This is a genomic window from Oleiphilus sp. HI0066, from assembly GCF_001635725.1.
On sequence record NZ_LWFH01001189.1, the window covers coordinates 1 to 24,341 of the forward strand.

The window sequence follows — 24,341 nt, forward strand, 5'->3', positions numbered from 1 at the left end:
AGTCATTCACAGGAACAACTACGATATTCGCTTGGGCCGTATCGGTACCACCCTGACCATCAGACACGGTAAAGTCGACGGTGACATTACCATTGAAGTTCTCATTCGGTGCAAAGGTATATGTGTCATCTCCATTATCGGTGAAGATTCCATCCGTACCTGTGTATGTAACATCTGAGATACTCAGCGTATCGCCATCAACATCCGACGCTCCCGTTAACAGATCCCCATCTGTAAGCGTGATCGTCCCGTCTTCGTTCATCTGGAAATTCTGATCCTGCGCGACCGGCAGATCATTCACTGGGTTCACTGTCAAATCGATATTGGCTGCGACTGTCGCTTCACCATCGAATACATCGAAACTAATATCGAGATCGCCATTGAAGTTTGCAGCCGGTGTCAGCGTGAACGTCCCATCACCATTATCTGTAATCGTCAGTTCCGGATTGGCTGTCTGTAGATTCAACGCCGTGAGCGTATCACCATCCACATCGGACGAATTTGCCAGCAACACTTGTTGCGTTACAAGTAGCGAGTCATCTTCCTGCATAGTAAGTTCAATAGTACTACCGACATCTGGGTCATCATTAACGCTAGTAACATCCATTTGAAATGTTTCAGATACGGTTTTTGTATCGAAGTCTTCACCTTCAGCTGCAACTTGGTCAGTCGCTTCCTCAACAATCACATCAAAACTTTCAGTCGTCGTCTCAGAATCTGGATCGTTGTCGTTAAGAGCCTCTTCGAGCTGCGTCAACGCGTCATCTACGCTAATGTTGGAATCGAGTAAATCCTGAGCAATGCCTTGCGCGGCTTGAGCAAAATCTGGATTCTGAAGCGCAGCGGCGATGTCGTTCCCACCAACACTTTGAATACCAACTGCCTGAAGCGCGTTGGCAGTTGCCTCTTCGCTTAAACCGGCTGCGTCCTCACCATCAGAAGGCTCGTCTGACTCCAACTGAGAATCGACAATATTTGATTGCGCGTCGCTTGATTGAACCGCATCTGGTGATGCCTCTTCTTCTCCACCAGACGCGACTCCCTCGTCTGCGCTCTCGCCCTCAGTGTTCGACCCACTAAGATCTTGTTCCGCTTCGGTTATCTGACTATTTACGGTATCAGCACCAGTTGCTGCAGTATTAGTGGTTGTTGATTGCTGATTATTACTGCCCGAAGACCCATTCTCACTATTCGCCTCAGGGGTTACGCTGTTCTCGACTGCATCATTTAATGGGTTGTTTTCGTCATTAGGGATATCAGACATTGCGCTCTTCTCCAAACATTCAGATCACAACTCGATTTCGAGTTGTATTCAACGACAAACTCTAAAGCTTTGTTTTTTTACAAATAACTTTTCATGAAAGTAGTATTGATACGCGCGGTCTCAAGGAGGCGGCAAATAACCGTGATGAATATCACAGTAGAAACAAGAAAAGATAAAATCTATTCGCTATAAAGCATTGAAATTATTAGACAAATTCAAATTATTTAATTTGCTCAAGATTTGTGTGTTTTTGTTACACTTCTCGTTAGTTTTGTTGTTTGGGAAGGTTTTAAAAACAAGGTTAAAAGTTCATCAGTAAACGTCTGATGAAGGAGATAAATATAGAAGCTAATTCTATTAAATCTTTTCGAAATGAATGCAATCAAAAATGGATTTTATATGCATAGAAAAACAGCTCCCGAAGGAGCTGCTTTAAGGGGCAAACTTATTGCCGACTAAACACCGATTGCACCACCGTCTGTTTTACGGAATACAACTGTCGCTGCGCGAGGGCGAATGCTCGTACCTGATGGAGTTTCAGTTGTTGCATCAACCGCATATGGCCAGTTGCCTGGGTGCTGAATATTCGCAAAGAAACTTGAATTATCACTCGCAATCGCAAGCCCTGTCACTTCACAACCATTCGGACCAACAAAGAAACGACGTAATGCATCTTGATTCTCTGCCGAAATCACCTGCTGTTCACCATCAACACGTAACTTAGATGGAATAACAGCGAGCATTTGGTCGTTGGTATAGTTTTCAACTTCGTCTGCACCATTATCGGTTTGAATCCACATAATGCCGCGGTTATCAAACAACAGGCCGTCAGGGCTTGCGAACTGATTCATCTCAGTCAGACCAGAATTATTGTAGCTCGCTGCATCAACGCCCGAAGATGGTGCGCCAAATACAAAGATATCCCATTCAAATGCAGTTGGTTCTGCACTCTCATCCCAACGAAGAATATGGCCATACTTATTGTCTAAACGTGGATTAGCTGGGTTTGTCCCTGTTGTCGCATCACGGCGCGTATTGTTAGTGAGAGTGAGATAAACACTACCTGTAATTGGATCGACTGCACACCATTCTGGACGGTCCATTGGGGTTGCGCCCACGGCATCCGCCGCTCCTGGAGTGTTAAGAATCAATTCACCAAGAGAAGAGAACATATCGCCCAAGGTTGAGCCAGCCGTTAGGCTGTTATCTGCAATATAGTTGTCTGATAACGCCGTGCTCAATACTAGAGGGATCCACTCACCAGTGTTGTCGTCATTAAAGCGCATAACATACAGCGTGCCCTCATCCATGTACTTCGCACCTGTGGCTAAACGATCGCTTGGCGATGCATCTGCTGCATCCCAAAGTGCGGTGGATACGAACTTATACATATATTCAAAGCGCCCATCATGACCTGTATAAAATACAACGGGTTGTCCAACGGTTAACTTACCGAAGACACAGCCTTCATGACGAATGCGACCTAGTGCAGTGCGTTTAACCGCCATGCTTGTGTTGTCGTATGGGTCGATTTCAACAATATAACCGTGGCCATTTGGCTCGTTACGGTAATCCGTTGTTGGACCTGAGCCAGATGGCGTCGCGTCAAAACGCGTGAACTCATCGGCGACTTCAGAGCCGTCACCTTTTACATCATCCCAACCGTAGCGCGTATCGTCATCGTCTACACCAAGACGTTCATCCGCTGTGCTGCGCGTACCGGTATTAACAAAATAACCAGGCCAGTTTTCTTCACATGTGAGATAGGTTCCCCAAGGAGTATAGCCATTGCCACAGTTATTCAATGTTCCACGAACACGGTCCCCCGCTTGTGAATATGGCGTCACTAGCACTGAAGGATCTTGAGTAACAGGCCCCGAGATGCGCATTTCTGTCGCACCCGTAAAACGACGATTATATGAGTCATTGTCGACAACAGACCAAGTATCACCAGTTAAACGAATACGGATAACAGAAACACCGTGTGCGTTGATTTCTTTGCGTACTTCTTCAACATCTGTGCGCATACCGGTAATCGCGTCACGTGTTGCACCAGCAGGGTGAAGTGCATTTTGGTCGATATATTCGTGGTTGATACACAACAAGCCATCTGTCTCTTCGTCGTTTAATGGGAAGAAGTGCATGCCATCGTGGTGCATACCTACTGAGTTCGCTTGGTCTTCAGCAGTGTTCGTGCCGTCATCACGCCAAGCATTTGCAGTATTGTTAAGCGGCGTGCCCCAAGGCGCTAGTACCGATGCGGTATAACCCGCAGCAACGGTCACTGCATCAGTGAGAGAACCTGGAATAGACTCAAACCCCAAAGACACTGAACTCTGATCAGCACCGACAGAAGGGCTATCGCTACTGCTACAAGCACTCAAACCAAATGTAGACAGCATGCCTAATGCAGCCATGCCCCCAACACCGCCTTTTAAAACCGCTCTGCGGTTAAAATTCGCTTCCATTACCTCTGAAAAAGGCGCATTGGAACTCTTGTTAAACTTGCGCGGATCAAACGTCGCTTTACTCATTATCACATCCTAAATTTTATGGATTTATCTTGTTTGCGAAAAACTCACGCCGAAGAAACTAGCCGTGTGATGTGACAATTATTTGAAAAAAATATGACGTTTTAGCGGCAAACAATACAGGCATTCATCCACAACAAAGTACGGACTCGCGTCGAAAAAAATACATCTCGCTGAAGTAAAAATGTCATGTTTAAAAAATAGGATGTGTCGCTTTGGAATCACTCGAGTAGGTAAGAAAAATGGGGATTAGTCCAACACAGTTACTGATTATTTTAGCAATCGTAGCCTTACTATTTGGAACAAAAAAGCTTCGCAATATGGGTGGCGATTTGGGCAGTGCCGTCAAGAATTTCAAAAAAGAAATGAATCAAAACGAGCAGATACCAGAAGCAAGCCTGACACATTCTATTTCAGAAGCTGATTCGAAGGTCGACGCTACACCTGTACAGAGTTCAGCGCAGAAAAATAGCTAAGTTTCATCGCTGCTTTTCTGCGTAAATCATATAGTTGATCGCCAGCGATTCAATGATCGACATCGATCGATTGACAGGATTAACGCGCACACCAGCTTTGCGAACTACCTCGAAAGCGTCAGCGTTAAGGAACGCCTCAATCTCAGAAGGTTTTCTGAGCATAGAATAATGATGCGTTCCTTTTGGAAGCCATCGCAATACATATTCGGCGCCAAATACCGTCACAAACCAAGCTAGCCAATTACGATTAATGGTGGCAACAAAAGTGGCACCACCCTCTTTTACAAGTTCATGGCATGACGCCATAAACAAGGGAAGATTGGCAACATGCTCAACAACCTCCATGTTGAATACAACATCGTACTGAACACCTTCGTTTCGTAGCTCTTCAACTGAAATAAGACGATATTCAATATCAAGCTGCTGTTGTTCTGCATGTGTTTGCGCAATGGCAATATTCTTTTCTACGACATCGATGCCTGTAACCCTAGCGCCCAAACGCGCCAAAGATTCGCTCAATATTCCGCCGCCACAGCCAACATCTAAAACAGATAGACCAGATAAAGGCTTCAGGGAGTTTGCCATTTCGGATTGAGCGCAGAGTTGCTCGACAATCCAGTCAACCCGAAGCCTGTTTAATCGATGAAGCGGCCAAAATGGACCTTCTGCATCCCACCAGGTTTCTGCAAGTTGATGGAAGTGCGCGATTTCTCGTTGATTGATGGTCGTAGAATGATTTGTCACCCGAGTTCTCCAACAAACTAAGCCTTAAGAGTACGACTAAAGACGGAACGAAGTTCACCAAAGCTTAGGTTTAATCCGATAAGACAGGGATGGAGATAAATGTTTTTATAGGCGAAAAAAAGGCCGACTATTGTCGACCCTTTTTATTTGGTAGCGGGGGCCTCTACTGAAAAGAGCTATCAAACACATGTTTTATAAATAAATAAAGGCCATATATAACTAAACTGGCACCAAATATGGCACCAGTTTACATCAGTTACGAGTAATGCCGTTTTGAGGTAGTGAGGCTTTGCGAGACAGCATTGCGATTTCTGCAGTCATCAGTAGAAGGCATGCCGCAATGAACGATATAGTAGTGACGAGGATTAACCACCATGGCCCGCTAGCGGATAAACCTAGTAATATATAGGCGAAGATCAATAATATTACGGCAATAACAACCGCAACAGGAAACAAAGCATTCTTCCAGCTAAGCTCTGAAGCTTTAACATCCCAGACACCTGAGTGCATGGGCGATATCAGACCGACAGTGACTATTAGCACGCCCCAAACATGGGAAATATAAACGTTGAAAATTTCTTTAATCATCTCAGTTGAGTAAAGAGTTTCGAAGTAGAGTACGAGAGCCCAGCTCGTAATAAACAGCCAGTGCTTAATTGATTTCCCTTTAAAATTCATTCTTGAATAGTCCCTTGCTCAGAATTGTTTCTGGCGTCAGTAATGTTGTTATGTAGAAATTGATTAAAGATGTGGCACGAGACAATTTTGGATCTGGGTAACACGATACCGAAGTCATCAGGGTTTTCTCTGCCTGCTGTTTCAAAGTCCTCAATTGACGAAAAATAGTCATTAGAGAGTGTTAGCTCCAACGTTTCCGAGTCTCTATAGCCACTCATCATAGGGAGGATAGTTAAATAGCTAGACTCAGTCATTGGCTCAACTGTATCGAGCACATAGCCTACATACGCTTTTCGATTATCTAGAGTAACTTGCAGTGGTTTTTCTTCGATCATCGAAGTTAGGATGGTTTTGCTAAGATCGTCTTTCTGAAACACGTCGTACAATGCGCTAGCTCTGTCGGTTCTGATGTTTTGACCTACGATAAACAAGCCAGTTATAAGAGCCTGCCAAATTGTAAAGTGGAGAAGAGATTGAAATAGATTTTGCTCGAACAAAAGTCCAGTGTGGCAGTCAGCGCAACTCAGGTTTTGGATAAGGCGCGCGAAAGAATATGCGACGATTGAAAAGAATATGCCCCAAGAAAGAGACATAAGATAAAGGTGTTGCCCTGTCTTTCTAGCGGCCTGATACTTGAATTTAAATGTAGTGGATATGAAAACGTAACCGGCACAAGACGCAACGATGAGGACAAAGGCTATTCCATCAGCCGTCATATGATTCTATCCTAAGCTTGGTGATACGAGGACTCTTGGTTGCAATCTTTTTTCTTATTGCGAGCGGAAATAAGGTCTCTTACTGACCGTAAAAGAGAAGAGTTATCTTCAAAGGCTTCGTCCATTTTTCGATGCGCAACGCCATCGCCCACAATAGTGTAGTTTTTTCTCAGCACCTTAAGTGCATTAGCTTTGCGTTTATCTTCCATCTGAACCTCCATCGTCAGCAATAGTATGAGTGGAGGAGAGCTTTAGAGCAATTATATTTTGTAACGAGTAGTTTAAGAACTTAGAGGCAAATTAGAGCAACAAAGTGGTTTTGCTTCGTTCCAGCGCGTCTACAGCTTCGTCAATATAGTCATGTTTTTTAGGAATGCGGTCGATCATATCGCCGATGCAATTTACATGTTTAATCTTGAGGCTGCTTAATTTGATGATGCCTTCACCGTCGAATTTTTGTAGCTCCTCCTTAATTTTGAAAAGTAGCGGTTCAATTAGGTTAAAACGCTTGTCGGAAATCTCGCCGGTGGCTTGGCAAATAAGAGTTTTAAGCGTTCTTAGTTCCGAAATGGTTTCAGTAAGCATGGAAATCTTGACTTGGTTTAATGCGAGATTTTTTTGAAACTTATACTGGGACTTAGAAACCGAATAGGAACAGAAAGCTGCGTAGGCCGCTAGACCAGTTGCGATTACGGTTAGCCAATCCTGTAGGCTCGTAGTTTCGATAGTTTTCTCCTTTGGTAAGTGATAGACGGAAGCGTCTTAGTCTTCAGCGAGGTCTTGACACCAACCTAGGCGCTTCCCTCCGTTATATGGTCGAGCATGGCCTTGTTTTAGCATTTCCGATGCGATATCAATTTCCTCATTAGATTCGTTGATAACTTCTACTTTAGCTAGAAGTCTGCTGTATTTGTCATAATCAATATCGTAAAGAATGATACCTTTAGGGCTAAGTCGAGCGTAAGGGGTTAGTAAATTTTCTAGTGCTTCCTTTGCATTTTTTGCTGCGTTTTTTTCATACGCGCAGTTCCCTTTTATTTCGGGCGTGTCAATCCCTCTTATTCGAACAGGCATGTCTCGTCCTTTATATTCAGCGCCAGGAAGCCAAGTTACTGAGAAAGTATCACCATCAAGTACTCTGGTTAGATAAAAGTTGTCACCAGAATGAGTAAACGTTTCGCCGAAAATTTTGTTGCCTGTCCCTCTGATACCCTCATCTGAACACCCTAATGTCATCAAGGAGCAAATGACTGCTGCTAAAATGTCTTTTATTCGTTTGACCACTCTACGCCTCTCCCTGTGTATTTGTTTTTCCTTTGATAGACAAAACTACCACTCAACCCATATCACTTCTAATAATTTTGACCGATTTCTCTACTGAATTACCCTTCATTCAGTGCTAGCATCATAGCTATCAAAACCGCATCAAAAAGAACAAAGCAAGGACTCCGTAGTACATGTTCGAACCAACCTTCAAAAGCACTTGTATGAACGGTAGTTTTAACTGGGCTGTGTGACGAGATTTCTGTAAACGCTTTGTAAACACGGGAGTTGAACAAATGACGATGATTTTAACTAACAGCCTTGTTCAGTTTGTTGATGAGTATCAGGCGGCGATCGTCATCATTTCTAATGTTGCATTGATGATTTGCTTGCTCCAGCAGCAGAGAAGGCGTGTAGCTGCCGCTAATGCGGAATTTATAGCGAAGCTGAGAGAATCTTCTGCAGAAAGGGATGAAAGCGAATATTCGCGCTTTCGCGATTGCACTCGATTCCATTTCACTGGTGACGGAGAGATGTGGGCTGATAAGAATGGCGAGGTTCTTTTTGATACTTGTCTCGCATCTTCGTCTAAAGATGTTGCTGATAGAGGAATTTGTAGTAATTAACAGCCATGGTTTTTCATGGTAAATCAATCTGCCAATAAATAGGTTAATCACATGGATGAGAGAGATCATAAAATTATTAAAGTTTCAGCTATTGTTCTCGCTATAGCCCTCTTATTTCCTCCCTGGGAATATACTTATCAAAAAGAAGGAATGAGCCAGTCGGTTAAGCCTGCTACCCATGCGTTTCTTTTTACGCCACCAAAGCCAGAAAGTGCTTCTCCTTTCTTTGGGGTACAACTTAGCTATGGGAGGCTCGTTATTGAGGTTCTTCTAGTAGGTGTGTTAGCAAGTGTGTATCGATTCTCTGCGAGAAAGAGTTAGGACTTTAATGCTTGCTAAGTGAGATTGAAATTTCAAAGCTTTATCGATTAGGATTTTCACTTGATCTAGATGCAGCACCTCTACTTATCGAGTTCGTGCAGGATATTCTTTTTTAATTCAAGGATCTCTTCATCCTCTGAGCTTTCAATCCATTGGTCTCTTGTGAGCGTTTTTATTTTCAGCTCTCCGCGCTTTCGTTTCTCAATTAAGTCGCTAGCTATCTTACGAGCCTTTTCTCTCTCTTCCTTGGTTCTTGGCATCTACTACCTCATCAAATATTCAATATAAACTGACCTGTCTAACAATACTCTTTTCTGAGCATGTTGTTCTATAACCTAGTCTCTCTAATATGGAGAGCAAAATGGAATCATCGCATACAGGTCGAAAGCCTATGGCTTAAATATATAAAGGTTACCGAGAGGCGGTATAGAAAATATTGAAATGTGTACTGACTATACCGATCGGCGGTATAAGGCTTATCAAAATATAGTGTAAAGATTGAAGAACTGAACCGTAAGGCGGTATAAGCTGGGCCGCCATACGGTACAGGGAAGTTAATTTATTCGAAATGACCTCAGTGGTGCTGTTGTGTTGGGGATTTCGAGTTTTCCTCCACACTCATCAATATTGTGAAAAGTAACGCCATACAAGCTACAGAGGTTTCTACCGCCTTGCCGGGTTAAAACCAATAAACCTGCATTGACGAGTTCATTTTTTGCGTTTGTTAATGTGTCATTTGATGTCCAGCCATACTCTTGCATAAGAGACAATGTAATACTGAAATCACCATTGTTGTAGCCCTGATATTGCCTCAAAACGTCCACAAGTAGTACTTTCGACTTGTGGCTTAGATTGATGTAGTCAGTATGCCTTAAAACGTCTTTTGGCAGCATCACGAAAGGACGTTTCTTTTGTCCACTTTTTCCTTTAGGGCGAGCCATCTCTTACAAGACTCCACAATGCTCGTTGACAAGAACATAGCGGGCATTACGGTGCTTGTAGCCTCGACTGTTTTCCTCTGTCGTCCATACAGTTCGAATATCCCAGTCCATCTCTCGAAGCTCCATAATTCGTGGTGCTGGTGACATTATGTCCAGTTGTTCACGAGCGTAGATTGTAGTCACACCTTCGTTAGAGCGTTCTTTGAGCGCATTTAAAAGCCGTGTTCGTTGGGCTGATGTAGAATTTAGTTGCTGACTTTCGCCCTTCGGGGCGTTTGTTTTTTTCATTCTATGCTTCTCCCAACTCGCGTCTCTCTAATAGGTTTTGAACCAGCTCTTTGAGTTCGGCTTCGCTCTTGCCTGCAATACGCGCTTTCATCACGGCGAAGACTTCATCGCTAGGCCAGGCAACGGTTCGGGAAGTGATGGCAACGCCAGGGGTCATAAGCCCTTTGCTGATGTCGTTGTAAAATGCTGTGCGGCCCTTACCTAGAGTCCTGCAAGTCTCAGGGCGACGCATCATGTAGACGGGGATTTCAATACTCATTATTTCAACCTCATTCAGTTAACGAACTTAGGCGGCAGGCTTTGGTTGCCTGCGACCTTGAGGCTGATTGAATAGTTTTGCGGGAAGGGCTACACCCCAGCTGGGGTTTTCTCGACCCCTGCTGGGGTTTTTATCGATTAGTTAGCTTGCGATTTGCTTCTGCAAATACAGATTCGAGAGTTGATTTAGAGATGCCCTTAAGGTCGTCTTTCTGCTCAACTAAGTCCATTATCAAGGCATTTTGTTTCCATCCTTTTTCTAGCAGTAACTCCTTTTTCAAAAGAGCAATGATCAGATAAAGTGTTTGTTCGCTAATTTTCGATGACTTTTCTCCTGACGAACCGCCCAGAATTAATCGCTCGTATCGTTCTACTTCGTCGGAGACCACATAAAGGTCACTAGTGCTGAAACGTACATCCCGAATGTAGTTTGTGAGTATTAGTATCGAGTCTTCGGGAATGTCGTAGTAGACAGTCTCGCGCACCCAGTCTTCGACTTCCACAGATAGCTCTCTAAACTCTAGCAATTCACCGTCGATCACTGTCGCTTCTATTTTCTCCACAGTTTCCTTGCTAAGCTGCTCAAACTTTTCTATCGAGAGAAATTGCTTGTCGTCAGTGTGCTCCTTTGGGTTACACCACCGTTTCCGAAGCCCAAAATTATCGAGTTTATAATGTCGACCGAGCCCCAAAGTTAAAAGATGTATTTGAAGCTTTCCTGTTGCTCCAAGACGCAAAATGTCTCTGAGGGTAACCTCTGTTTTAAAAAGCTTTGACCAACGGTCCGAAAGCTCGGTTAGAGAATAGTAGTCGTGTATCAAGATTCTTCGCACCTCTACGAGTCTATGGAATGAACAACCGCATCAGGCTGTATAGGTAGGCCAGTTTTCCGGAGCGACCCTAGATGCGGCTAAAACGGGTAAAGAAATTAGTCTACTGTTTGTTTCTAGTTTGGAATTTGAGTTCAACGTATCTGAATATTGCTTCAAGCTCGGCAATTGTCTTCCCACTCTCAAAGAACTGGTGCGCGATCTCTTTAATCTGCCCTTCCCTTTTTGTTTGCTAGTCTACTCGCATTATTTTAATTTCCTTGATTAGTAACGGGGTTTTATATTGTTAAGCTCTGTGCTTAAAGTTGGCAACAATTACATTGGTATCAATCTTTAGGCTATCCAGATAATCAGCCCAGTTTTGCATCATTTCCGTCCTGCCTTCCATGTGCGTCGTTCTGTTATAAGCGCGTCCATTAGCGTCTTTTACTGCGTGCGCTAACTGGTGCTCTATCCAATCAATACGATAACCCAAGACTTCATCTAATAAAGTTCGGGCCATTGCTCTAAAGCCATGCGGTGTCATTTGCTCGTTTGTATAACCAAGCGTTCGTAAAGCTGTTCTTACTCCGTTCTCGCTTAGTGGCCTGCTAACGCCTCGCGCATTAGGAAACACATATTGATAGCGGCCTGTATGTGGCACCATGCCTTTGATTAATTCGACTGCTTGCGTTGAAAGTGGCACCAGATGCGGTTCGCGCAGCTTCATCTTCTCAGCAGGAATTGACCATAACTTTTCTTCTAGATCGATTTCTTGCCATTCCATGTGGCGAAGCTCTCCAGGACGAACAAATAAAAGTGGGGATAACTTTAAGGCTGTCTCAACTACCTTCGTTCCCTCAAAGCCATCTATCGCTATCAACAACTTCTTGGCTTCTCCTGGTGTTGTTACTGCGGCAAGATGCTTTTCTTTTGGCTTGGTTAAAGCTCCATCCAAGTCTCTTGATGGATCGCGTTCAGCCCTTCCCGTTGCAACTGCGTAGCGGAATATTTGTCCTGCTGTTTGCTTTACTCTATGAGCAGTATCATGCCTGCCTTCAGATTCTTTCTTTCTGAGAACTGCTAATAATTCTTGAGGGGTAATTTCGGAGATCGGACGTTTACCAAGGTCGGGCTTTAGATACTTATTAACGAAGCGTTCAACACGCACCGTATGACCTTCAGACCAATGTAACTTTTCTTTTTCTAACCACTCACCAGCAATCACTTCAAAGCTACTGGCAGCATTAACATGCGTCTGGAGTTTCTTTTGACGTTTTACATCTGACGGGTCTAAACCTTCTCTTAACTGTTGACGAGCAATCGTTGCTTTTTCTCGCGCTTCTTTGATGCTGACTTCAGGGTAAACCCCAAAGGCAATACGCTTTTGTTTGCCTGCAAATCGGTACTTTAAACGCCAGTATTTTCCGCCATTTGGCATCACTTCAACGTAAAGACTTTGACCATCAGACAAGGTATAAGGCTTGTCCTTCGGCTTAGCGTTCTTGATGGAAATATCGCGTAGTTTGTTTATTTCTTTTGCAGACATAAATGGCACCAGCGTTTTTAGGTGTGGCATCAAATATGGCACTAAGTGGTGCCAGTTGTCTACGGTTCGAGAAGAACTCTTACGGAATGAATAGGCACAAAAAAGCCCGCAGTTGGCGGGCTTAGAAGCAGTTGCGGTATGTCGCGAACCTTTATTTGGTAGCGGGGGCCGGATTTGAACCGACGACCTTCGGGTTATGAGCCCGACGAGCTACCAGGCTGCTCCACCCCGCATCAAAACTTTTTGCTTGTTCCTAGCTGGTTCTAGGCTCAAGGTTTGAGAGATTTTGTCTGGCTGCGTTTGCGCCCTCCCTCAACACGGCGCGAATAATATAGAGTGCTGAGCACTTGGTCAAGCGTCCTTTCAAATAAAATTTGCAATATTGATTTAACAAAGCAAAAAAAGCGGATTACTGGTCTTCTAAAGTGTCTTGAAGTGTCTCAATCCATTCATCTAATTCGTCTTTGGCGTGCTCCACTTGACGCTCTGTTAACGTCGGCACTAGACGATCAAGTGTTTGCTCTACCTGCTTACGATTTTCAGAACGGCTAGCGGCATAGTCTTCCGTCCACCAAATTGAAGGGTCTACAATCCAGATACTCAAACTCTGGGTATCTCCGGAAGTGACGGCTCGTCGTAAACTCGCCGCCCATTGATTGGTGTTTTCATTTCGAATATTAAACTCATTCGGCAATAGAGAAATGTTCTCTCTAACAATCTCGACCTGCTCATCATTTAAATCACCAAACCAATTCTCTAATCGCTCAATTCGCTGATCTTCTTTGTCTTCTTCGTTTGTTAAAGCTTTAAACCAACGTTCTTTACCTTCTTCCAAGTATTCATCAAAGGCGTCTAAGTTAGAGTCATCTAACATTAACCACAAAGGCTCTATTCGGGGCGCCAATGAACTCAGAAATCGATCAATATTGCGCTCGAGCGTATCGAATAGTTCCGACACATCTTCTGCCGAGGGCGCACTTTGCCATTTCTCACTGGAACGATTTAAATCAGCAACCAACACGGGAAAGCCTTCTTTTAAAAACCATGCTTTCATTTCTTCGGCGACAACTTCAACTTGCTCTTCTTGTTGATCATTCAAATCAAACATTCGAGATAGCTGCCATGAACTTAGCCAAGGCAAACGTTCAAACAAAAAGCCGAAGGTGGAACATGCGCCTAAACTCAGAGACAAGATAATCACGGTAAGTTTTCGGTAAAAAGACACTGATACGAGCCTCTAAACAAATGTTATTTTTATTTATACGCGCCATTTAAGTATTCTGGTTCGCAGTGAAATATTGAGTGCAATGCAACTAATTCATACCACAATTCAAAAGAAACATTATGTCTACATTTTCTAGTTCTTCGCGAACCTTATTTGTTCTTGCCGCTTTCGTCATTGTGGTAGCCGGAATGCGCGCCGCTGAATCCATCATGGTGACATTTTTATTATCCGGTTTCTTTGCGATTATTTGCGCGCCGCCCTTCTTATATTTACAAAAGAAAGGTACGCCTGCGTGGCTGTCACTCATTCTCGTTGTTATTTTCATCAGTCTATTTCAACTCTTACTCATCAGCATCATTGGCAGCTCAGCAAAGGAGTTCTCGAATGACCTTCCGGTGTATCAGGAGAAACTTCAAAGCATCACCGCAAATAGTATTAACGCCTTAGGCCAGTGGGGCATTGAAATTCCAAGACAGCGACTACTCGAAACCTTTGACCCCTCGAGTATATTTCAAACCGCCATGGGCGCACTTGGTAGCTTAGGTGGCGTATTATCAAACTCCTTCCTCATTATTCTAACCGTTGTATTTATGCTCTTTGAGAGCTTGTCATTGCCGAATAAACTACACCGAGCCTTCGGCGAAAATAACAGCCAGATCGAACATATCGATCGCTTTCTTGCTACGGTCAAAACCTATATGACAATTAAAGCGCTCGTAAGTCTCGCAACAGGCGCTCTGATATACGTCGGTTTGCTACTTATTGGCGTTGATTACCCATTGCTATGGGCAGTGCTCGCCTTCTTCCTCAACTTTGTACCGAACATTGGGTCAATCATTGCGGCAGTGCCTACGGTCTTGCTCGCGTTAATCCAACTTGGCCCAATAAGCGCTGCCTTTACTGCAGCTTTATATATCGCTGCCAATATGGTGATGGGGAACATGGTCGAGCCAAAGTTTTTGGGCCGGGGCTTAGGCTTGTCGACGCTTGTCGTGTTCTTGTCATTAGTGTTTTGGGGTTGGGTGTTTGGGCCTGTAGGAATGTTCTTATCAGTGCCACTCACCATGCTATTAAAAATCGCACTGGAGTCGAGTGAAGAAACTCAATGGATTGCGATATTAATGGGCTCTGACGAGCCAGAAAGTGATCACGAAATCAAAAAAATATAAAATACTGGCTTTAAGAGAGTTTTTCTTTGCGGTTAAGAAATCTTTCTGGTATAAAGTCGGGCTCTTTGGTTAGGGCTCCATCAAAACGGGCGAAAAATCGTCTATTTGACCGCGTGCAGACTGCTTTGAAGTTCTGCAAATCGCAGCCCAAAAGATATGAATTTATTCTATACGCTCACTAAGCGCATAGAAATTGGAGGCAAGGTTTTAGTATGTCTAGAGTATGTCAGGTTACAGGTAAGCGTCCTGTAACAGGTAACAACGTTTCACACGCAAAAAACACTACTCGTCGTCGTTTTTTGCCAAACCTACAATCTCACCGTTTTTGGGTTGAGAGCGAGAACCGTTTTGTAAAACTACGTGTTTCTACAAAAGGTATGCGCATTATTGATAAGAAAGGCATTGATGCAGTTCTTAGCGATCTTCGCGCTCGTGGCGAAAAAGTTTAAGGAGAGTAGACAATGAGAGATAAGATCCGTTTAGTATCAAGCGCTGGCACTGGTCACTTCTACACGACTGACAAGAACAAGCGTAACATGCCTGAAAAAATGGAAATCAAAAAGTACGATCCTGTTGTTCGTAAGCACGTGATCTACAAGGAAGCGAAAATCAAGTAAGCCTCGCTACTTGCTTCCTGAAAAGCCCGACACTAGATCGATTCATTCGATTAACAGCGTCGGGTTTTTTATTGCCTATTTGCTGGCAATATAGGTTTCGGGCAACCCGAACTCTAAGGCAATCGGCAAATGATCTGAAACTGAGAACGGCAACACTTCGGCGTATCTCACCTCTAAAGATCGACTTACCAATATATGATCTAAATCTTTTCTAGGCTGCCAACTAGGGAAGGTATGACTCACTCCGGGTAACGCCACCAAATCAAGCTCACTCAAGCAACCATGCCCGAGCAAACTTTGCAGGTGCGTATTCATATCACCCATCAAAATAATATGCTGATAACCATCGATCAGCTTTTTAACAAACGATAACTGCGCCTTCTGTGCGGCTGACGATAACGATAAATGCAGAATAACAAGCACTATAGGATCTTTCTCATCGCCATATTTCGCAACAATCACTCCTCTACCAGGAATCAAAGATGGCAAAGGATACTCTTCTACCGACAAAGGGCAAAAACGGCTCAATAAACCATTACTATGCTGAGCAATAGGGCCGAAGTTTCGATTCAGCTGCTGATACCAAAATGGAAAGCCAGCCGTTTTAGCTAAAAACTCAACTTGGTTTACGAAGCCAGTACGCAAACTGCCTCCATCCACCTCTTGCAAGGCAACCACATCATATGCCTCGAGAAGAGAGGCTATCTTAACTAAGTTGGTTTGACGTTGAGCATGCGGCAAAAAGTGCTGCCAACTGCGCGTAAGGTAATGACGATACGCTGAAGTGGAAATGCCGACTTGTATGTTGTAAGTCAGTAATCGAATAGATTGAGAAGGAGAAACATTAGGAATATCAGATAAGTACTCAGGCGCAGTACTAGACGATACACCTAAACGAAAGTCTTTATCAGAGGGGGTGAGTAGACGCTTAACGCGACTACGCAACTGTGTATACATACCCCCTCCTTCAACTAATTTATTTTGCTGCAGTTAGCGCTGCTCGTTCTTGCGCTATAAGAAAGTTAGCAACCTTAATCATATTTGCAAAACCGCCCGCGTCACGAACACCAATTTTATATTTACCATTTACGATAAGTGCTGGCACGCCTGTCAGACGATAAGCCTTGATACGATCACCCGCTTTCTTCACTTGCTCATCAATTTTAGAGATTTTGCGGAAACCAGACGCTTCAAACACTGCCATGTACTGCTCTTCTGATACGCCGTGCTTTTCAAAAATTTCTACAAAATCATCACGATCTTGATATTTCTTAGGAGCACCTTGAATCGCATCAAATAAAGCTTGGTGCATCTCTTCGATCTTACCTAGCTCCTCTGCTGCAAAAAATACTTCCGCGTGCGTTACCCAACCTGGGAACGTTGCTGGCAACAAACGGAAATCAACATCATCTGGGAAGCTTTCTTCCCATTGCGGAAGATGATCGTTGTTGAATTCATAACAATGAGGACAGCCGTACCAAAACACCTCTACAACTTCTATTTTAGAAGCGTCACCAGTCTTAACTGGGAATGGCAATTCTTTGTAGTGTGTACCTTTCTCCCACAAGCTGGCAGCGGAAGTCGCGACGCTGAATAGCATGGTAGCTGCAAGCATAAGCGCGCTTAGAATACGAAATTGAAACATGAAGTGTCCTCATAACAAGTGTTTAGCAATAACCGAAAGATAATAGGCCTGCCCTTGAACGTACTCAAGCAAGCTTAGATGACTATTAGATTAAACTTGTCAGACAGAAAACAAAGGTCACAGTTCCCTAGCTTTCAAATGATATTGCGGACATAAAAAAACCCGAGATGTAGATGTCTCGGGTTTTCAAATCTATGAAGAAGCGATTACTCAGAAAGACCTGAAATATAGCTCGCTACCGCTTCAATTTCACGATCGTTCATACGTGCAGCAATTGAACGCATCACACGCGCATCACCGTCGTTAGCTCGCTCACCGCTACGCCATTTTTTCATTTGCGCAATCGTGTAATCAGCATGCTGACCGCTAAGCGCTGGGAAACCTGCCGCCTCAACACCTTTACCTGAAGGACCGTGACAAGCGATACATGCTGCCATTTTAGTAGCTGGGTTACCGGCACGGTAAAGAGCGCGACCTTCTTCAACTAATTCTGGATCCGCTTGACCAACTGTTGTTGTTTGCGCCGCAAAGTACGCTGCAACATCTGCCATGTCTTGGTCACTAAAACCATCTAAAAGACCCGTCATTTCAACAATCACACGACGACCTTCTTTTTGATCATACATTTGCTTTAGCAAGTATCTCTCGCCTTGACCTGCTAACTTAGGGAAGTTACCCGCCGCACTATTACCATCTGCACCATGACATGCAGCACATACCGCAGACTTGTCTTTACCAGCTTGCACATCGCCTACAACTTCAGCAGAAACAAATGCAGAGCTGCTTAGACCTAATGCAACTACCAACCCCTTAAACAACTTATTCATAATTTGCGCGCTCACTCTAATAAATTCGCCATTCACTGCGGCTTTATTCTTCTATTATTTCGCCAACCTGACCTTCAGTAATTATATCGACTGATTAAGATCTCACAAGAAAGATCAGGCAAAAAAAGTGGGGGTATTATACACTAAGCCCCCAGTGATAAAAGACTTTAAGTCAGTACCAATGAGTATCAATGCATGAGTGACCAAGCAAAACCTGCCACCTTATTTCGACTCGCCTATGATTCTGCCGCATTTATGCAAAGCGGCTCAAAACTTTCAAACTGTCCGAGTGATAACGGAATCGAAATTGCCTTTGCTGGCAGGTCAAATGCCGGAAAGTCCTCTGCTATTAATAGCATCACTCAAAACAAGAAACTGGCGCGCACAAGTAAAACACCTGGTCGCACGCAACTGATCAATTTCTTCTCCCTAGATATAGAAGGCGTGCGCTTGGTCGACTTACCGGGTTACGGCTATGCAAAAGTGTCCCTAGACATGAAGGAAGCATGGGGACGCCACCTTGAAGATTACCTTCAAAACAGAGACAGCCTAGTAGGCTTAGTGCTGATTATGGATATCCGAAAGCCCCTTACAGAGTTCGACACGATGCTGCTCGACTGGAGCAAAAAGAGCGAACTCAGTACAACCATTCTTTTGACGAAAGCAGACAAATTGAAATATGGGCCAGCTAAAACTGTTCTCTTACAGGTACGCAAAGCACTGGAAGATCACGGTTTTATCAATGATATTTTGTTGTTTTCGAGTTTGAAAGGAACAGGCGTCAAAGAAGCGAGAAACGCATTAAACCGAAATTTCTCGCACTTTTTGGAAGATGAAGAAGAAAGTACAGAAAGCTAAACGCCTGGCAGAACCTCATCGAAGCAATAACCCTCTTGAAGCTTGGCAAGCTCAGCTTGCTCAGGCTCTCTTAAATGCGGAACGATAAAGTCTAAGACTTGATACACACCATGCTGAATAGCTTTAGGGTTACTTTCGCGATCTTCTTGCGTACCATGCATCGTCTTAAGAAAGGTCATCCAATTCGTCACAATCAGCCATACGTTCAAGGCTTTAGACTGACGCTGCTGTTCCGTCTGCCTTGAGAAAATCTCACTCAACTCTAAAGCCTCGATAATGCTCATCACGCCTCGCACACAACGCAAGGTAAATGCCCGATAATCCTCACGCAATTTGTCGTCATTATCGAGAAGATGCTCCAAGTCACGATGTAAAAAACGATAGGCCCACAGCCCATTAAACACCGCATCTAAGTATGAAAGTAAATCTTCTACTTTTATCTTTCGCCCTTCAGGAACACGGAGATAGGTATCCACCATCAACTCATAGTTTTTGAAGATCTGATAAATAATGTCGCTCTTATTTCGGAAGTGGTAATACAAATTACCAGGCGACATATTAAGATGCGCAGCGATATGGTTCGTTGAGACGTTTCGCTCGCCTTGCGCGTTAAACAAGTCCAAGCTCTCTAAGATAATGCGTTCTTTTGTTTTAGATGCCACAAAACTGCCTTACTAATTCCGATCTCTAAGTTCTTGTTCGCCTACGCTTCGAATCATTATTTTATGATAATTTCGGCAAACGCATTGACTCATTAGAGTATATACTCTAATTTTTTATTTTGCAGTCCACACATGATAAAAAGCGTGATCAAGCGCAAGCATACTCTCGGAGGAAGCCCCAATGGTAGCTGACGTTGTACAAATTTCTGAAAGCCAGACACAGATCAAAAAAATGCAAGGCATTTTTAAAGAACAAACCCAAGCTTTCCGTCGTAACCCGATGCCAAGCTATGAAGAAAGAGTTGCGAATCTTAAGAAGCTGCGCCAAGCCCTTTTAGACAACGAAGCAACGTTCATTGAGAAGATCTCTCAAGACTTTTCGAGCCGCTCAGAGAACGAAACACGCCTCGCTGAGATCATGCCTGTACTGCATAGCATTGATTACACGCTTAAGAACTTAAAGCGTTGGATGCAATCCGACAAGAAGAAGGTTTCGACTTTATTTATGCCTGCTAGCGCACGTGTTGAATACCAACCACTTGGTGTCGTTGGAATCATCGCGCCATGGAACTACACCTTATCCTTATCGCTTGGCCCACTAGTTTCAGCTCTTGCTGCGGGCAACCGTACAATGATCAAGATGTCTGAATTCACCCCAGTCACCTCGGCATTTGTTGAAGAACTTCTATCGAAGATTTTTCCTCAAAACCTAGTCGCAGTTATTAATGGTGATGCGGATGTAGCCGTTTCATTCTCTGACATTCCTTGGAACCACTTGTTGTTTACTGGCTCTACGAGCGTTGGTCGCCATGTTATGCGTGCTGCGTCTGCCAACCTTACCCCTGTCACCCTTGAGCTTGGAGGCAAGTCACCAACGATTATTTCTGACTCAGTAAAAATGGATGAAGCCATCAAGCCGATTGTGTTTGGTAAAGCCTTCAATGCTGGCCAGACTTGCATTGCGCCAGACTACATTCTTTGCCCTGAAAATCGTCTTGAGCATTTTGTTGATTCATTCCAGCGCGAATTCGCTGACATGTACCCAACGCTCAAGCACAACGAAGATTTCTCAGCAGTGATCAATGAGCGCCAATATCAGCGCCTTCAAAACTACATCAAAGATGCTGAAGCAAAAGGTGCGACTGTCATTGCTTGTAATAATGCTGGCGAAGATATGGCTAGTGGTACGCGTAAAATGCCGATTTACTTAGTACTAAATCCAACGCCAGACATGCTCTGCATGCAAGACGAGATCTTTGGCCCTGTATTGCCAGTACTTACTACAAAATCTATTGAAGAAGCGATTGATATTGTCAACGATCGTCCATCACCATTAGCCTTGTACTACTTTGGCCATGACAAAGATGAGCAACGTTTTGTCTTAGATCATGTTCGATCTGGTGGCGTGTGCTTGAACGACACTTTGTCTCACTTTGCGCAAGAAGATCTTCACTTCGGTGGCGTTGGTGAATCAGGAATGGGTGCTTATCATGGCGAAGATGGTTTTGCGACCTTCTCCCACAAAAAGCCTATTTTTACGAAAGGTATTTTGAACAGTACGAAATTCGCCTACCCGCCATATGGCACAGCCATTCATAAGGCAATTTTCTCTCTATTTATGCGCTAAGCGCTCTACTGACAAAGGCACCTCTCGGGTGCCTTTGTTTTATACCCCTTCTATAATCTCTGCATTGTTTCGAATAAAAGATTTGTTTAATATTCGCTCTTTGCATTGTGCGTTAAAGACTTATACAAACCTGCTTCGAATTTAATTGAGACATTAATATGACGACGGTTATTTACCCAGGCACCTTTGACCCGATTACAAACGGCCATACTAATTTGGTTGAGCGTGCGGCACGCGTATTCGACGACATTATTATTGCGGTTGCAGCAAGCCCCAAAAAACGTCCGCTATTTCCACTCGATCAGCGTGTCGAGCTGGCGCAGGAAGTACTAAGTCATATCGATGGCGTAAAGGTCATTGGTTTTGAAAACTTGCTGGCTGAATTTGTAAAAGAACATCAGGGCAACGTGATCTTACGTGGATTACGCGCCGTATCTGACTTCGAATATGAATTCCAACTGGCTGATATGAATCGCCGGCTCGTGCCTCAAGCAGAGAGTATTTTCTTAACACCAGACAATCACTTGTCGTACATTTCTTCGACATTGATTCGTGAGATTGCAGTACTGGGCGGAAACATTGATGAATTCGTTCATCCAACGGTCAGCAAAGCCCTAGACGAACACTTTAAGCAGCAGTAACAGGAACAGGATCATGGCATTAATCATTACAGACGACTGCATCAACTGTGACGTTTGTGAGCCGGAGTGCCCCAACGAAGCCATTTCCCCTGGGGAAGAGATCTACGAGATCGAGCCATCTAAATGCACAGAATGTGTTGGTCACTATGACGAGCCACAGTGTCAGCAAGTGTGCCCTGTTGATTGCATCCCTCTTGATCCTGCTCACAATGAGACGCAAGAACAGCTCATGGCAAAATACGAAAAGCTAACGGGCATCTCCTAAAATTAGCCCTTTCTTAGATTCTGACTACACTTAGCCAAACAAATACAGTGAACTCAGTGTAGTTAGGTCGTTCATGAGCGAAGAAAAAGCAAACGAATCTGAAGTACCGTTAACCCCCGAACAACGTATCGAGCTATTAGAAAGCAAGGTTGACAAAAACCGTGTTTTCTTGTTGTTTTTTGCTCTCATTCTTACTGTCACCATTTCTGCGACCGTCACAGCATTTGTGATTTATTCGTTTGGCGGCGTTTCCTCCAATAACTCCGACGCATCAGACGATATTGCGAATACTATTGCTGGCCAGAAAGAACTGCTTGAGCAATATGATTTGCGTTTGGCGGAACTAAATGCGCATATCAAAAGTTTTGAAAATCGTATCGATAACAACGCGAACAGTACCATTCAGCAAGTACTCATCGAGCAAGAGCAAGCGAAGCAACGCTTCATGGAAACAGTGCGCTCGGCTGTATACGATCTAGCTCATATGGTGCCTGGCTCGCGATCTTGGTTGGAGCTCTACACCGAGCAATTAGAAGACGCAACGACCAAAAGCGCCATGCGTGAAAAGCAATTGAAAGAACTCAAAACAGCAAAACCGATCGACAAATCGGATTCATTTTTTGGGGATGATTTTTAGGCCAACCTTGGTTTCAAGCTCGCAAGAGAAGACTTCATACCATGCAAAGCGTTAATTTATGCGCAAAGAAATTCTGCCGTCGCGATCGCATCACTTAAAGCATTGTGCGCGTACGCTTTTGGCAAGCCGTAACGGTCACGACATACCTCTAGCTGGATAGCTCCCGCAGAGCCTTGTTTTTCCATCAACGTCCGCTCAATGACCATCGTATCGACGTAGTCGAAGATAAGAGGACAACCGTAATTCTCCCGCGCGACTTTCTGAAGAAAAGCTAGGTCTAAACGCGCATGGTGAAAAACCGCCACTGCTCCAGCTAACTCATTCATGAGTAAACCTAGAGCTTGCGTCACATTGCCTGCGCCAGCAACACACTAATTACTCAGACCATGCACTACTACGCTATCACCCACTGACTCGCTTGCATAGCATAAGTGATGCTGTGCGCTTCGGTATTCAATAAAACCCTCCTGCACAATCACCCATGCGCTGCTCAAAATTTTATCCGTTACAGGGTTAAGCGTTGTCATCTCGCAGTCAATGACTACAAACCTTGTATCACCAACAGGGGATTTCCGAGCAATCGATTTTGCGTATACAAACCATTAAGCGCCTCAATTGCTGCACTTTTTTTAGCGTAACGTAAACGACGATATAACCTAGAGAACACCATGACCAAAACGCATTTTCAGGGCTCGCTGACTTTCCGCAACAACGGCAAAAGCATCTTTTAATTGATTGCGTACTAAAGGCCCCAAGGAATCAGGCGCAAGATGGTTATTCACCTCTTCCCCTAATTGGATTTGTTGACTCTGATTGCTTGAACGTAAACTCGCAATAAACTCATGCGCATCAAGAAAGATGCCCGCCAATTCAGATAATATAAACTTCTTATCCACCAAAGCTTCGAGACGTGCTTCGGTACTCACCTCGGAAACTCCTTAAGCCTACGCGTACAAACGGATCAATGCGATAATAGTTACCGTGCCTCAATATGTTAAATCTAAGAATGATTGGTAGCCCCATCTTTCTCCAACAAGAAGCGTTTAAAGACACCAAGACGAGGGGTATACTCCAAAACATCGCCACACACACATGCCTGAAAAATGGGGTGGGGGTTGACTCGCTTCATGGCTGACACAATCAAGAAAAGACTGGGTTAGCGAGCCCCCATCAAACGGGATGCAAGCACCATAAAATACTCACTCATATATCTCATTTTGGATCGAATTAATAAGTTCAATACCTTTTATACGGATCCCAGACTTAAAGCACGTGTTAATTATGTAAATGAAAGTGGAGCCTATAGCTTTTGGAATAAAAATAAAGGCCAGTACATGTACTGGCCTTCAGAGAAGATACTCGGATTATTCGGTGTCACACAGCCCGTCGACGAGCGACCCCCAAACAAAATAGACCAAGACCAAGAATCGCTACTGCTGCAGGCTCAGATACTGTAGATGCCGTGCCTTTATAAATTATACCAGTTGGACCATTGCCTGAGTTTGTGACCCAAAAATTTAAACGCCCACCCTTTTCAAGAATCATGGATGAATTCACGTAATCATAAACGTTAATAACCTGCGCCCAAGGATTTCCACCAGCCACATCATAGCGGTTAATATCAGCAAGAATCTTACCTTTGGATCGGATTTGGAGATCGTCATCAAAAGACACGAAAAGAGAATCTATGCGCATACCTTGGTT

34 protein-coding genes and 1 tRNA gene are annotated in these 24,341 nt (G+C 43.9%); 11 read left to right on the top strand and 24 right to left on the bottom strand.

Annotated features, from left to right (window positions below; translation table 11 throughout):
* Both A3738_RS15985 and A3738_RS15990 read right to left on the bottom strand, forming a co-directional pair.
* A partial coding sequence (locus A3738_RS15985) for a cadherin-like domain-containing protein (protein ID WP_156504297.1) occupies positions 1-1,264 on the bottom strand: 1,264 nt, incomplete at its 3' end.
* Between the two features lie 455 nt (positions 1,265-1,719).
* Complete coding sequence (locus A3738_RS15990) at positions 1,720-3,798, bottom strand: PhoX family phosphatase (protein ID WP_068473581.1); 2,079 nt, start codon at positions 3,796-3,798, stop codon at positions 1,720-1,722.
* A 239-nt stretch (positions 3,799-4,037) separates the two neighbouring features.
* On the opposite strand from A3738_RS15990, the gene tatA reads away from it, so the two are divergent.
* Positions 4,038-4,271: a twin-arginine translocase TatA/TatE family subunit gene (gene tatA / locus A3738_RS15995; protein ID WP_068473578.1), complete on the top strand. Its 234-nt coding sequence runs from the start codon at positions 4,038-4,040 to the stop codon at positions 4,269-4,271.
* A gap of 3 nt (positions 4,272-4,274) precedes the next feature.
* On the opposite strand, the gene ubiG is transcribed toward tatA, so the two are convergent.
* From ubiG to A3738_RS16025, 6 genes are all read right to left on the bottom strand, one after another.
* On the bottom strand, positions 4,275-5,015 hold the full coding sequence (gene ubiG, locus A3738_RS16000; RefSeq protein ID WP_068473575.1) for a bifunctional 2-polyprenyl-6-hydroxyphenol methylase/3-demethylubiquinol 3-O-methyltransferase UbiG: 741 nt from the start codon (positions 5,013-5,015) through the stop codon (positions 4,275-4,277).
* 252 nt (positions 5,016-5,267) lie between these two features.
* Entirely contained in the window at positions 5,268-5,693 is a 426-nt protein-coding gene (locus tag A3738_RS16005) for a hypothetical protein (protein ID WP_068501220.1), read from the bottom strand.
* Positions 5,690-6,079 (bottom strand): hypothetical protein, encoded by a 390-nt coding sequence (locus A3738_RS29985; RefSeq protein WP_156502521.1) that lies wholly within the window; start codon positions 6,077-6,079, stop codon positions 5,690-5,692. The genes A3738_RS16005 and A3738_RS29985 overlap by 4 nt, the downstream gene beginning before the upstream one ends.
* Positions 6,080-6,420: 341 nt before the next feature.
* On the bottom strand, positions 6,421-6,618 hold the full coding sequence (locus A3738_RS16015; protein ID WP_068501214.1) for a hypothetical protein: 198 nt from the start codon (positions 6,616-6,618) through the stop codon (positions 6,421-6,423).
* Positions 6,619-6,709: 91 nt separating this feature from the next.
* On the bottom strand, positions 6,710-6,994 hold the full coding sequence (locus A3738_RS16020; protein ID WP_068501211.1) for a hypothetical protein: 285 nt from the start codon (positions 6,992-6,994) through the stop codon (positions 6,710-6,712).
* A gap of 177 nt (positions 6,995-7,171) precedes the next feature.
* Positions 7,172-7,693: a thermonuclease family protein gene (locus A3738_RS16025; RefSeq protein WP_068501208.1), complete on the bottom strand. Its 522-nt coding sequence runs from the start codon at positions 7,691-7,693 to the stop codon at positions 7,172-7,174.
* A gap of 275 nt (positions 7,694-7,968) precedes the next feature.
* On the opposite strand from A3738_RS16025, the gene A3738_RS16030 reads away from it, so the two are divergent.
* Both A3738_RS16030 and A3738_RS16035 read left to right on the top strand, forming a co-directional pair.
* On the top strand, positions 7,969-8,298 hold the full coding sequence (locus A3738_RS16030) for a hypothetical protein (protein ID WP_068501205.1): 330 nt from the start codon (positions 7,969-7,971) through the stop codon (positions 8,296-8,298).
* A 51-nt stretch (positions 8,299-8,349) separates the two neighbouring features.
* Positions 8,350-8,619, top strand: coding sequence for a hypothetical protein (locus A3738_RS16035; RefSeq protein WP_068501202.1), 270 nt, complete (start codon positions 8,350-8,352; stop codon positions 8,617-8,619).
* An 80-nt stretch (positions 8,620-8,699) separates the two neighbouring features.
* Here the strand turns inward: A3738_RS16035 and A3738_RS16040 are convergent, their stop codons facing one another.
* The 8 genes from A3738_RS16040 to A3738_RS16075 all read right to left on the bottom strand — a co-directional run bounded on the left by A3738_RS16040 (position 8,700) and on the right by A3738_RS16075 (position 13,689).
* Positions 8,700-8,879, bottom strand: coding sequence for a hypothetical protein (locus A3738_RS16040; protein ID WP_068501199.1), 180 nt, complete (start codon positions 8,877-8,879; stop codon positions 8,700-8,702).
* Between the two features lie 294 nt (positions 8,880-9,173).
* Positions 9,174-9,560, bottom strand: coding sequence for a hypothetical protein (locus A3738_RS16045; protein ID WP_068501197.1), 387 nt, complete (start codon positions 9,558-9,560; stop codon positions 9,174-9,176).
* 3 nt (positions 9,561-9,563) lie between these two features.
* Positions 9,564-9,848 carry a helix-turn-helix domain-containing protein gene (locus A3738_RS16050; RefSeq protein WP_068501194.1) on the bottom strand — a complete coding sequence of 95 codons (285 nt, stop codon included), beginning with the start codon at positions 9,846-9,848 and terminating at the stop codon, positions 9,564-9,566.
* A gap of 1 nt (position 9,849) precedes the next feature.
* Entirely contained in the window at positions 9,850-10,107 is a 258-nt protein-coding gene (locus A3738_RS29990) for an AlpA family transcriptional regulator (RefSeq protein ID WP_082878347.1), read from the bottom strand.
* A gap of 130 nt (positions 10,108-10,237) precedes the next feature.
* Positions 10,238-10,669, bottom strand: a complete 432-nt coding sequence (locus tag A3738_RS29995) for a hypothetical protein (protein WP_156502520.1) — start codon at positions 10,667-10,669, stop codon at positions 10,238-10,240.
* A gap of 553 nt (positions 10,670-11,222) precedes the next feature.
* Positions 11,223-12,464 (bottom strand): integrase arm-type DNA-binding domain-containing protein, encoded by a 1,242-nt coding sequence (locus tag A3738_RS16065; protein WP_068501223.1) that lies wholly within the window; start codon positions 12,462-12,464, stop codon positions 11,223-11,225.
* A 156-nt stretch (positions 12,465-12,620) separates the two neighbouring features.
* Positions 12,621-12,697 (bottom strand) — tRNA-Met (locus tag A3738_RS16070).
* Positions 12,698-12,873: 176 nt separating this feature from the next.
* Positions 12,874-13,689 carry a DUF6279 family lipoprotein gene (locus tag A3738_RS16075; RefSeq protein ID WP_068473572.1) on the bottom strand — a complete coding sequence of 272 codons (816 nt, stop codon included), beginning with the start codon at positions 13,687-13,689 and terminating at the stop codon, positions 12,874-12,876.
* Between the two features lie 119 nt (positions 13,690-13,808).
* Between A3738_RS16075 and A3738_RS16080 the strand changes: the two genes are divergently transcribed.
* The 3 genes from A3738_RS16080 (at position 13,809) to rpmG (ending at position 15,475) form a co-directional block, all read left to right on the top strand.
* The gene (locus A3738_RS16080; protein ID WP_068473569.1) at positions 13,809-14,858 is read left to right on the top strand and encodes an AI-2E family transporter; all 1,050 of its coding nucleotides are present in this window, start codon (positions 13,809-13,811) and stop codon (positions 14,856-14,858) included.
* Positions 14,859-15,070: 212 nt separating this feature from the next.
* Complete coding sequence (rpmB, locus tag A3738_RS16085) at positions 15,071-15,307, top strand: 50S ribosomal protein L28 (protein ID WP_068473566.1); 237 nt, start codon at positions 15,071-15,073, stop codon at positions 15,305-15,307.
* Positions 15,308-15,319: 12 nt separating this feature from the next.
* Positions 15,320-15,475, top strand: a complete 156-nt coding sequence (gene rpmG / locus A3738_RS16090; RefSeq protein WP_068473563.1) for a 50S ribosomal protein L33 — start codon at positions 15,320-15,322, stop codon at positions 15,473-15,475.
* Positions 15,476-15,550: 75 nt separating this feature from the next.
* On the opposite strand, the gene A3738_RS16095 is transcribed toward rpmG, so the two are convergent.
* The 3 genes from A3738_RS16095 to A3738_RS16105 form a co-directional block, all read right to left on the bottom strand.
* Complete coding sequence (locus A3738_RS16095) at positions 15,551-16,432, bottom strand: endonuclease/exonuclease/phosphatase family protein (protein WP_068473559.1); 882 nt, start codon at positions 16,430-16,432, stop codon at positions 15,551-15,553.
* 19 nt (positions 16,433-16,451) lie between these two features.
* Positions 16,452-17,120: a thiol:disulfide interchange protein DsbA/DsbL gene (locus A3738_RS16100; RefSeq protein ID WP_068473556.1), complete on the bottom strand. Its 669-nt coding sequence runs from the start codon at positions 17,118-17,120 to the stop codon at positions 16,452-16,454.
* A 206-nt stretch (positions 17,121-17,326) separates the two neighbouring features.
* Entirely contained in the window at positions 17,327-17,947 is a 621-nt protein-coding gene (locus A3738_RS16105) for a cytochrome c (protein WP_068473594.1), read from the bottom strand.
* Between the two features lie 195 nt (positions 17,948-18,142).
* Here A3738_RS16105 and yihA point away from each other — a divergent pair, with 195 nt between their 5' ends.
* Positions 18,143-18,805, top strand: coding sequence for a ribosome biogenesis GTP-binding protein YihA/YsxC (gene yihA / locus A3738_RS16110; RefSeq protein WP_068473553.1), 663 nt, complete (start codon positions 18,143-18,145; stop codon positions 18,803-18,805).
* On the opposite strand, the gene A3738_RS16115 is transcribed toward yihA, so the two are convergent.
* Positions 18,802-19,467, bottom strand: a complete 666-nt coding sequence (locus A3738_RS16115) for a TetR/AcrR family transcriptional regulator (RefSeq protein WP_068473550.1) — start codon at positions 19,465-19,467, stop codon at positions 18,802-18,804. The genes yihA and A3738_RS16115 overlap by 4 nt on opposite strands.
* 181 nt (positions 19,468-19,648) lie before the next feature.
* Between A3738_RS16115 and A3738_RS16120 the strand changes: the two genes are divergently transcribed.
* The 4 genes from A3738_RS16120 to A3738_RS16135 all read left to right on the top strand — a co-directional run bounded on the left by A3738_RS16120 (position 19,649) and on the right by A3738_RS16135 (position 22,637).
* Entirely contained in the window at positions 19,649-21,094 is a 1,446-nt protein-coding gene (locus A3738_RS16120; RefSeq protein WP_068473548.1) for a coniferyl aldehyde dehydrogenase, read from the top strand.
* A gap of 158 nt (positions 21,095-21,252) precedes the next feature.
* Positions 21,253-21,735: a pantetheine-phosphate adenylyltransferase gene (coaD, locus tag A3738_RS16125; protein ID WP_068473545.1), complete on the top strand. Its 483-nt coding sequence runs from the start codon at positions 21,253-21,255 to the stop codon at positions 21,733-21,735.
* 13 nt (positions 21,736-21,748) lie between these two features.
* Positions 21,749-22,000, top strand: a complete 252-nt coding sequence (locus A3738_RS16130) for a YfhL family 4Fe-4S dicluster ferredoxin (protein ID WP_068473542.1) — start codon at positions 21,749-21,751, stop codon at positions 21,998-22,000.
* A 73-nt stretch (positions 22,001-22,073) separates the two neighbouring features.
* On the top strand, positions 22,074-22,637 hold the full coding sequence (locus tag A3738_RS16135) for a hypothetical protein (protein WP_068473539.1): 564 nt from the start codon (positions 22,074-22,076) through the stop codon (positions 22,635-22,637).
* 56 nt (positions 22,638-22,693) lie between these two features.
* On the opposite strand, the gene A3738_RS16140 is transcribed toward A3738_RS16135, so the two are convergent.
* The 4 genes from A3738_RS16140 to A3738_RS16150 all read right to left on the bottom strand — a co-directional run.
* Complete coding sequence (locus tag A3738_RS16140) at positions 22,694-22,963, bottom strand: hypothetical protein (RefSeq protein WP_156493467.1); 270 nt, start codon at positions 22,961-22,963, stop codon at positions 22,694-22,696.
* A gap of 45 nt (positions 22,964-23,008) precedes the next feature.
* The gene (locus A3738_RS30000; RefSeq protein ID WP_156493466.1) at positions 23,009-23,164 is read right to left on the bottom strand and encodes a hypothetical protein; all 156 of its coding nucleotides are present in this window, start codon (positions 23,162-23,164) and stop codon (positions 23,009-23,011) included.
* 129 nt (positions 23,165-23,293) lie between these two features.
* Positions 23,294-23,563, bottom strand: coding sequence for a putative nucleotidyltransferase substrate binding domain-containing protein (locus A3738_RS16145; RefSeq protein WP_068473533.1), 270 nt, complete (start codon positions 23,561-23,563; stop codon positions 23,294-23,296).
* A 448-nt stretch (positions 23,564-24,011) separates the two neighbouring features.
* On the bottom strand, positions 24,012-24,341 hold a 330-nt coding region (locus tag A3738_RS16150), incomplete at its 5' end, for a PEP-CTERM sorting domain-containing protein (RefSeq protein WP_231876675.1).

Bases quoted from the DNA above. Each gene is read 5' to 3' on its own strand.
- coaD (WP_068473545.1), top strand. From the start codon at position 21,253: ATGACGACGGTTATTTACCCAGGCACCTTTGACCCGATTACAAACGGC.
- A3738_RS16080 (WP_068473569.1), top strand. From the start codon at position 13,809: ATGTCTACATTTTCTAGTTCTTCGCGAACCTTATTTGTTCTTGCCGCT.
- A3738_RS16035 (WP_068501202.1), top strand. From the start codon at position 8,350: ATGGATGAGAGAGATCATAAAATTATTAAAGTTTCAGCTATTGTTCTC.
- A3738_RS16130 (WP_068473542.1), top strand. From the start codon at position 21,749: ATGGCATTAATCATTACAGACGACTGCATCAACTGTGACGTTTGTGAG.
- A3738_RS16030 (WP_068501205.1), top strand. From the start codon at position 7,969: ATGACGATGATTTTAACTAACAGCCTTGTTCAGTTTGTTGATGAGTAT.
- A3738_RS16005 (WP_068501220.1), bottom strand. From the start codon at position 5,693: ATGAATTTTAAAGGGAAATCAATTAAGCACTGGCTGTTTATTACGAGC.
- A3738_RS16120 (WP_068473548.1), top strand. From the start codon at position 19,649: ATGGTAGCTGACGTTGTACAAATTTCTGAAAGCCAGACACAGATCAAA.
- A3738_RS16135 (WP_068473539.1), top strand. From the start codon at position 22,074: ATGAGCGAAGAAAAAGCAAACGAATCTGAAGTACCGTTAACCCCCGAA.
- A3738_RS16015 (WP_068501214.1), bottom strand. From the start codon at position 6,618: ATGGAAGATAAACGCAAAGCTAATGCACTTAAGGTGCTGAGAAAAAAC.
- rpmG (WP_068473563.1), top strand. From the start codon at position 15,320: ATGAGAGATAAGATCCGTTTAGTATCAAGCGCTGGCACTGGTCACTTC.
- A3738_RS16100 (WP_068473556.1), bottom strand. From the start codon at position 17,120: ATGTTTCAATTTCGTATTCTAAGCGCGCTTATGCTTGCAGCTACCATG.
- A3738_RS29990 (WP_082878347.1), bottom strand. From the start codon at position 10,107: ATGAGTATTGAAATCCCCGTCTACATGATGCGTCGCCCTGAGACTTGC.
- tatA (WP_068473578.1), top strand. From the start codon at position 4,038: ATGGGGATTAGTCCAACACAGTTACTGATTATTTTAGCAATCGTAGCC.
- A3738_RS15990 (WP_068473581.1), bottom strand. From the start codon at position 3,798: ATGAGTAAAGCGACGTTTGATCCGCGCAAGTTTAACAAGAGTTCCAAT.
- yihA (WP_068473553.1), top strand. From the start codon at position 18,143: ATGAGTGACCAAGCAAAACCTGCCACCTTATTTCGACTCGCCTATGAT.
- A3738_RS16105 (WP_068473594.1), bottom strand. From the start codon at position 17,947: ATGAATAAGTTGTTTAAGGGGTTGGTAGTTGCATTAGGTCTAAGCAGC.
- A3738_RS30000 (WP_156493466.1), bottom strand. From the start codon at position 23,164: ATGACAACGCTTAACCCTGTAACGGATAAAATTTTGAGCAGCGCATGG.
- A3738_RS16140 (WP_156493467.1), bottom strand. From the start codon at position 22,963: ATGAATGAGTTAGCTGGAGCAGTGGCGGTTTTTCACCATGCGCGTTTA.
- A3738_RS16050 (WP_068501194.1), bottom strand. From the start codon at position 9,848: ATGAAAAAAACAAACGCCCCGAAGGGCGAAAGTCAGCAACTAAATTCT.
- A3738_RS16040 (WP_068501199.1), bottom strand. From the start codon at position 8,879: ATGCCAAGAACCAAGGAAGAGAGAGAAAAGGCTCGTAAGATAGCTAGC.
- A3738_RS16045 (WP_068501197.1), bottom strand. From the start codon at position 9,560: ATGGCTCGCCCTAAAGGAAAAAGTGGACAAAAGAAACGTCCTTTCGTG.
- A3738_RS16065 (WP_068501223.1), bottom strand. From the start codon at position 12,464: ATGTCTGCAAAAGAAATAAACAAACTACGCGATATTTCCATCAAGAAC.
- rpmB (WP_068473566.1), top strand. From the start codon at position 15,071: ATGTCTAGAGTATGTCAGGTTACAGGTAAGCGTCCTGTAACAGGTAAC.
- A3738_RS16020 (WP_068501211.1), bottom strand. From the start codon at position 6,994: ATGCTTACTGAAACCATTTCGGAACTAAGAACGCTTAAAACTCTTATT.
- A3738_RS16095 (WP_068473559.1), bottom strand. From the start codon at position 16,432: ATGTATACACAGTTGCGTAGTCGCGTTAAGCGTCTACTCACCCCCTCT.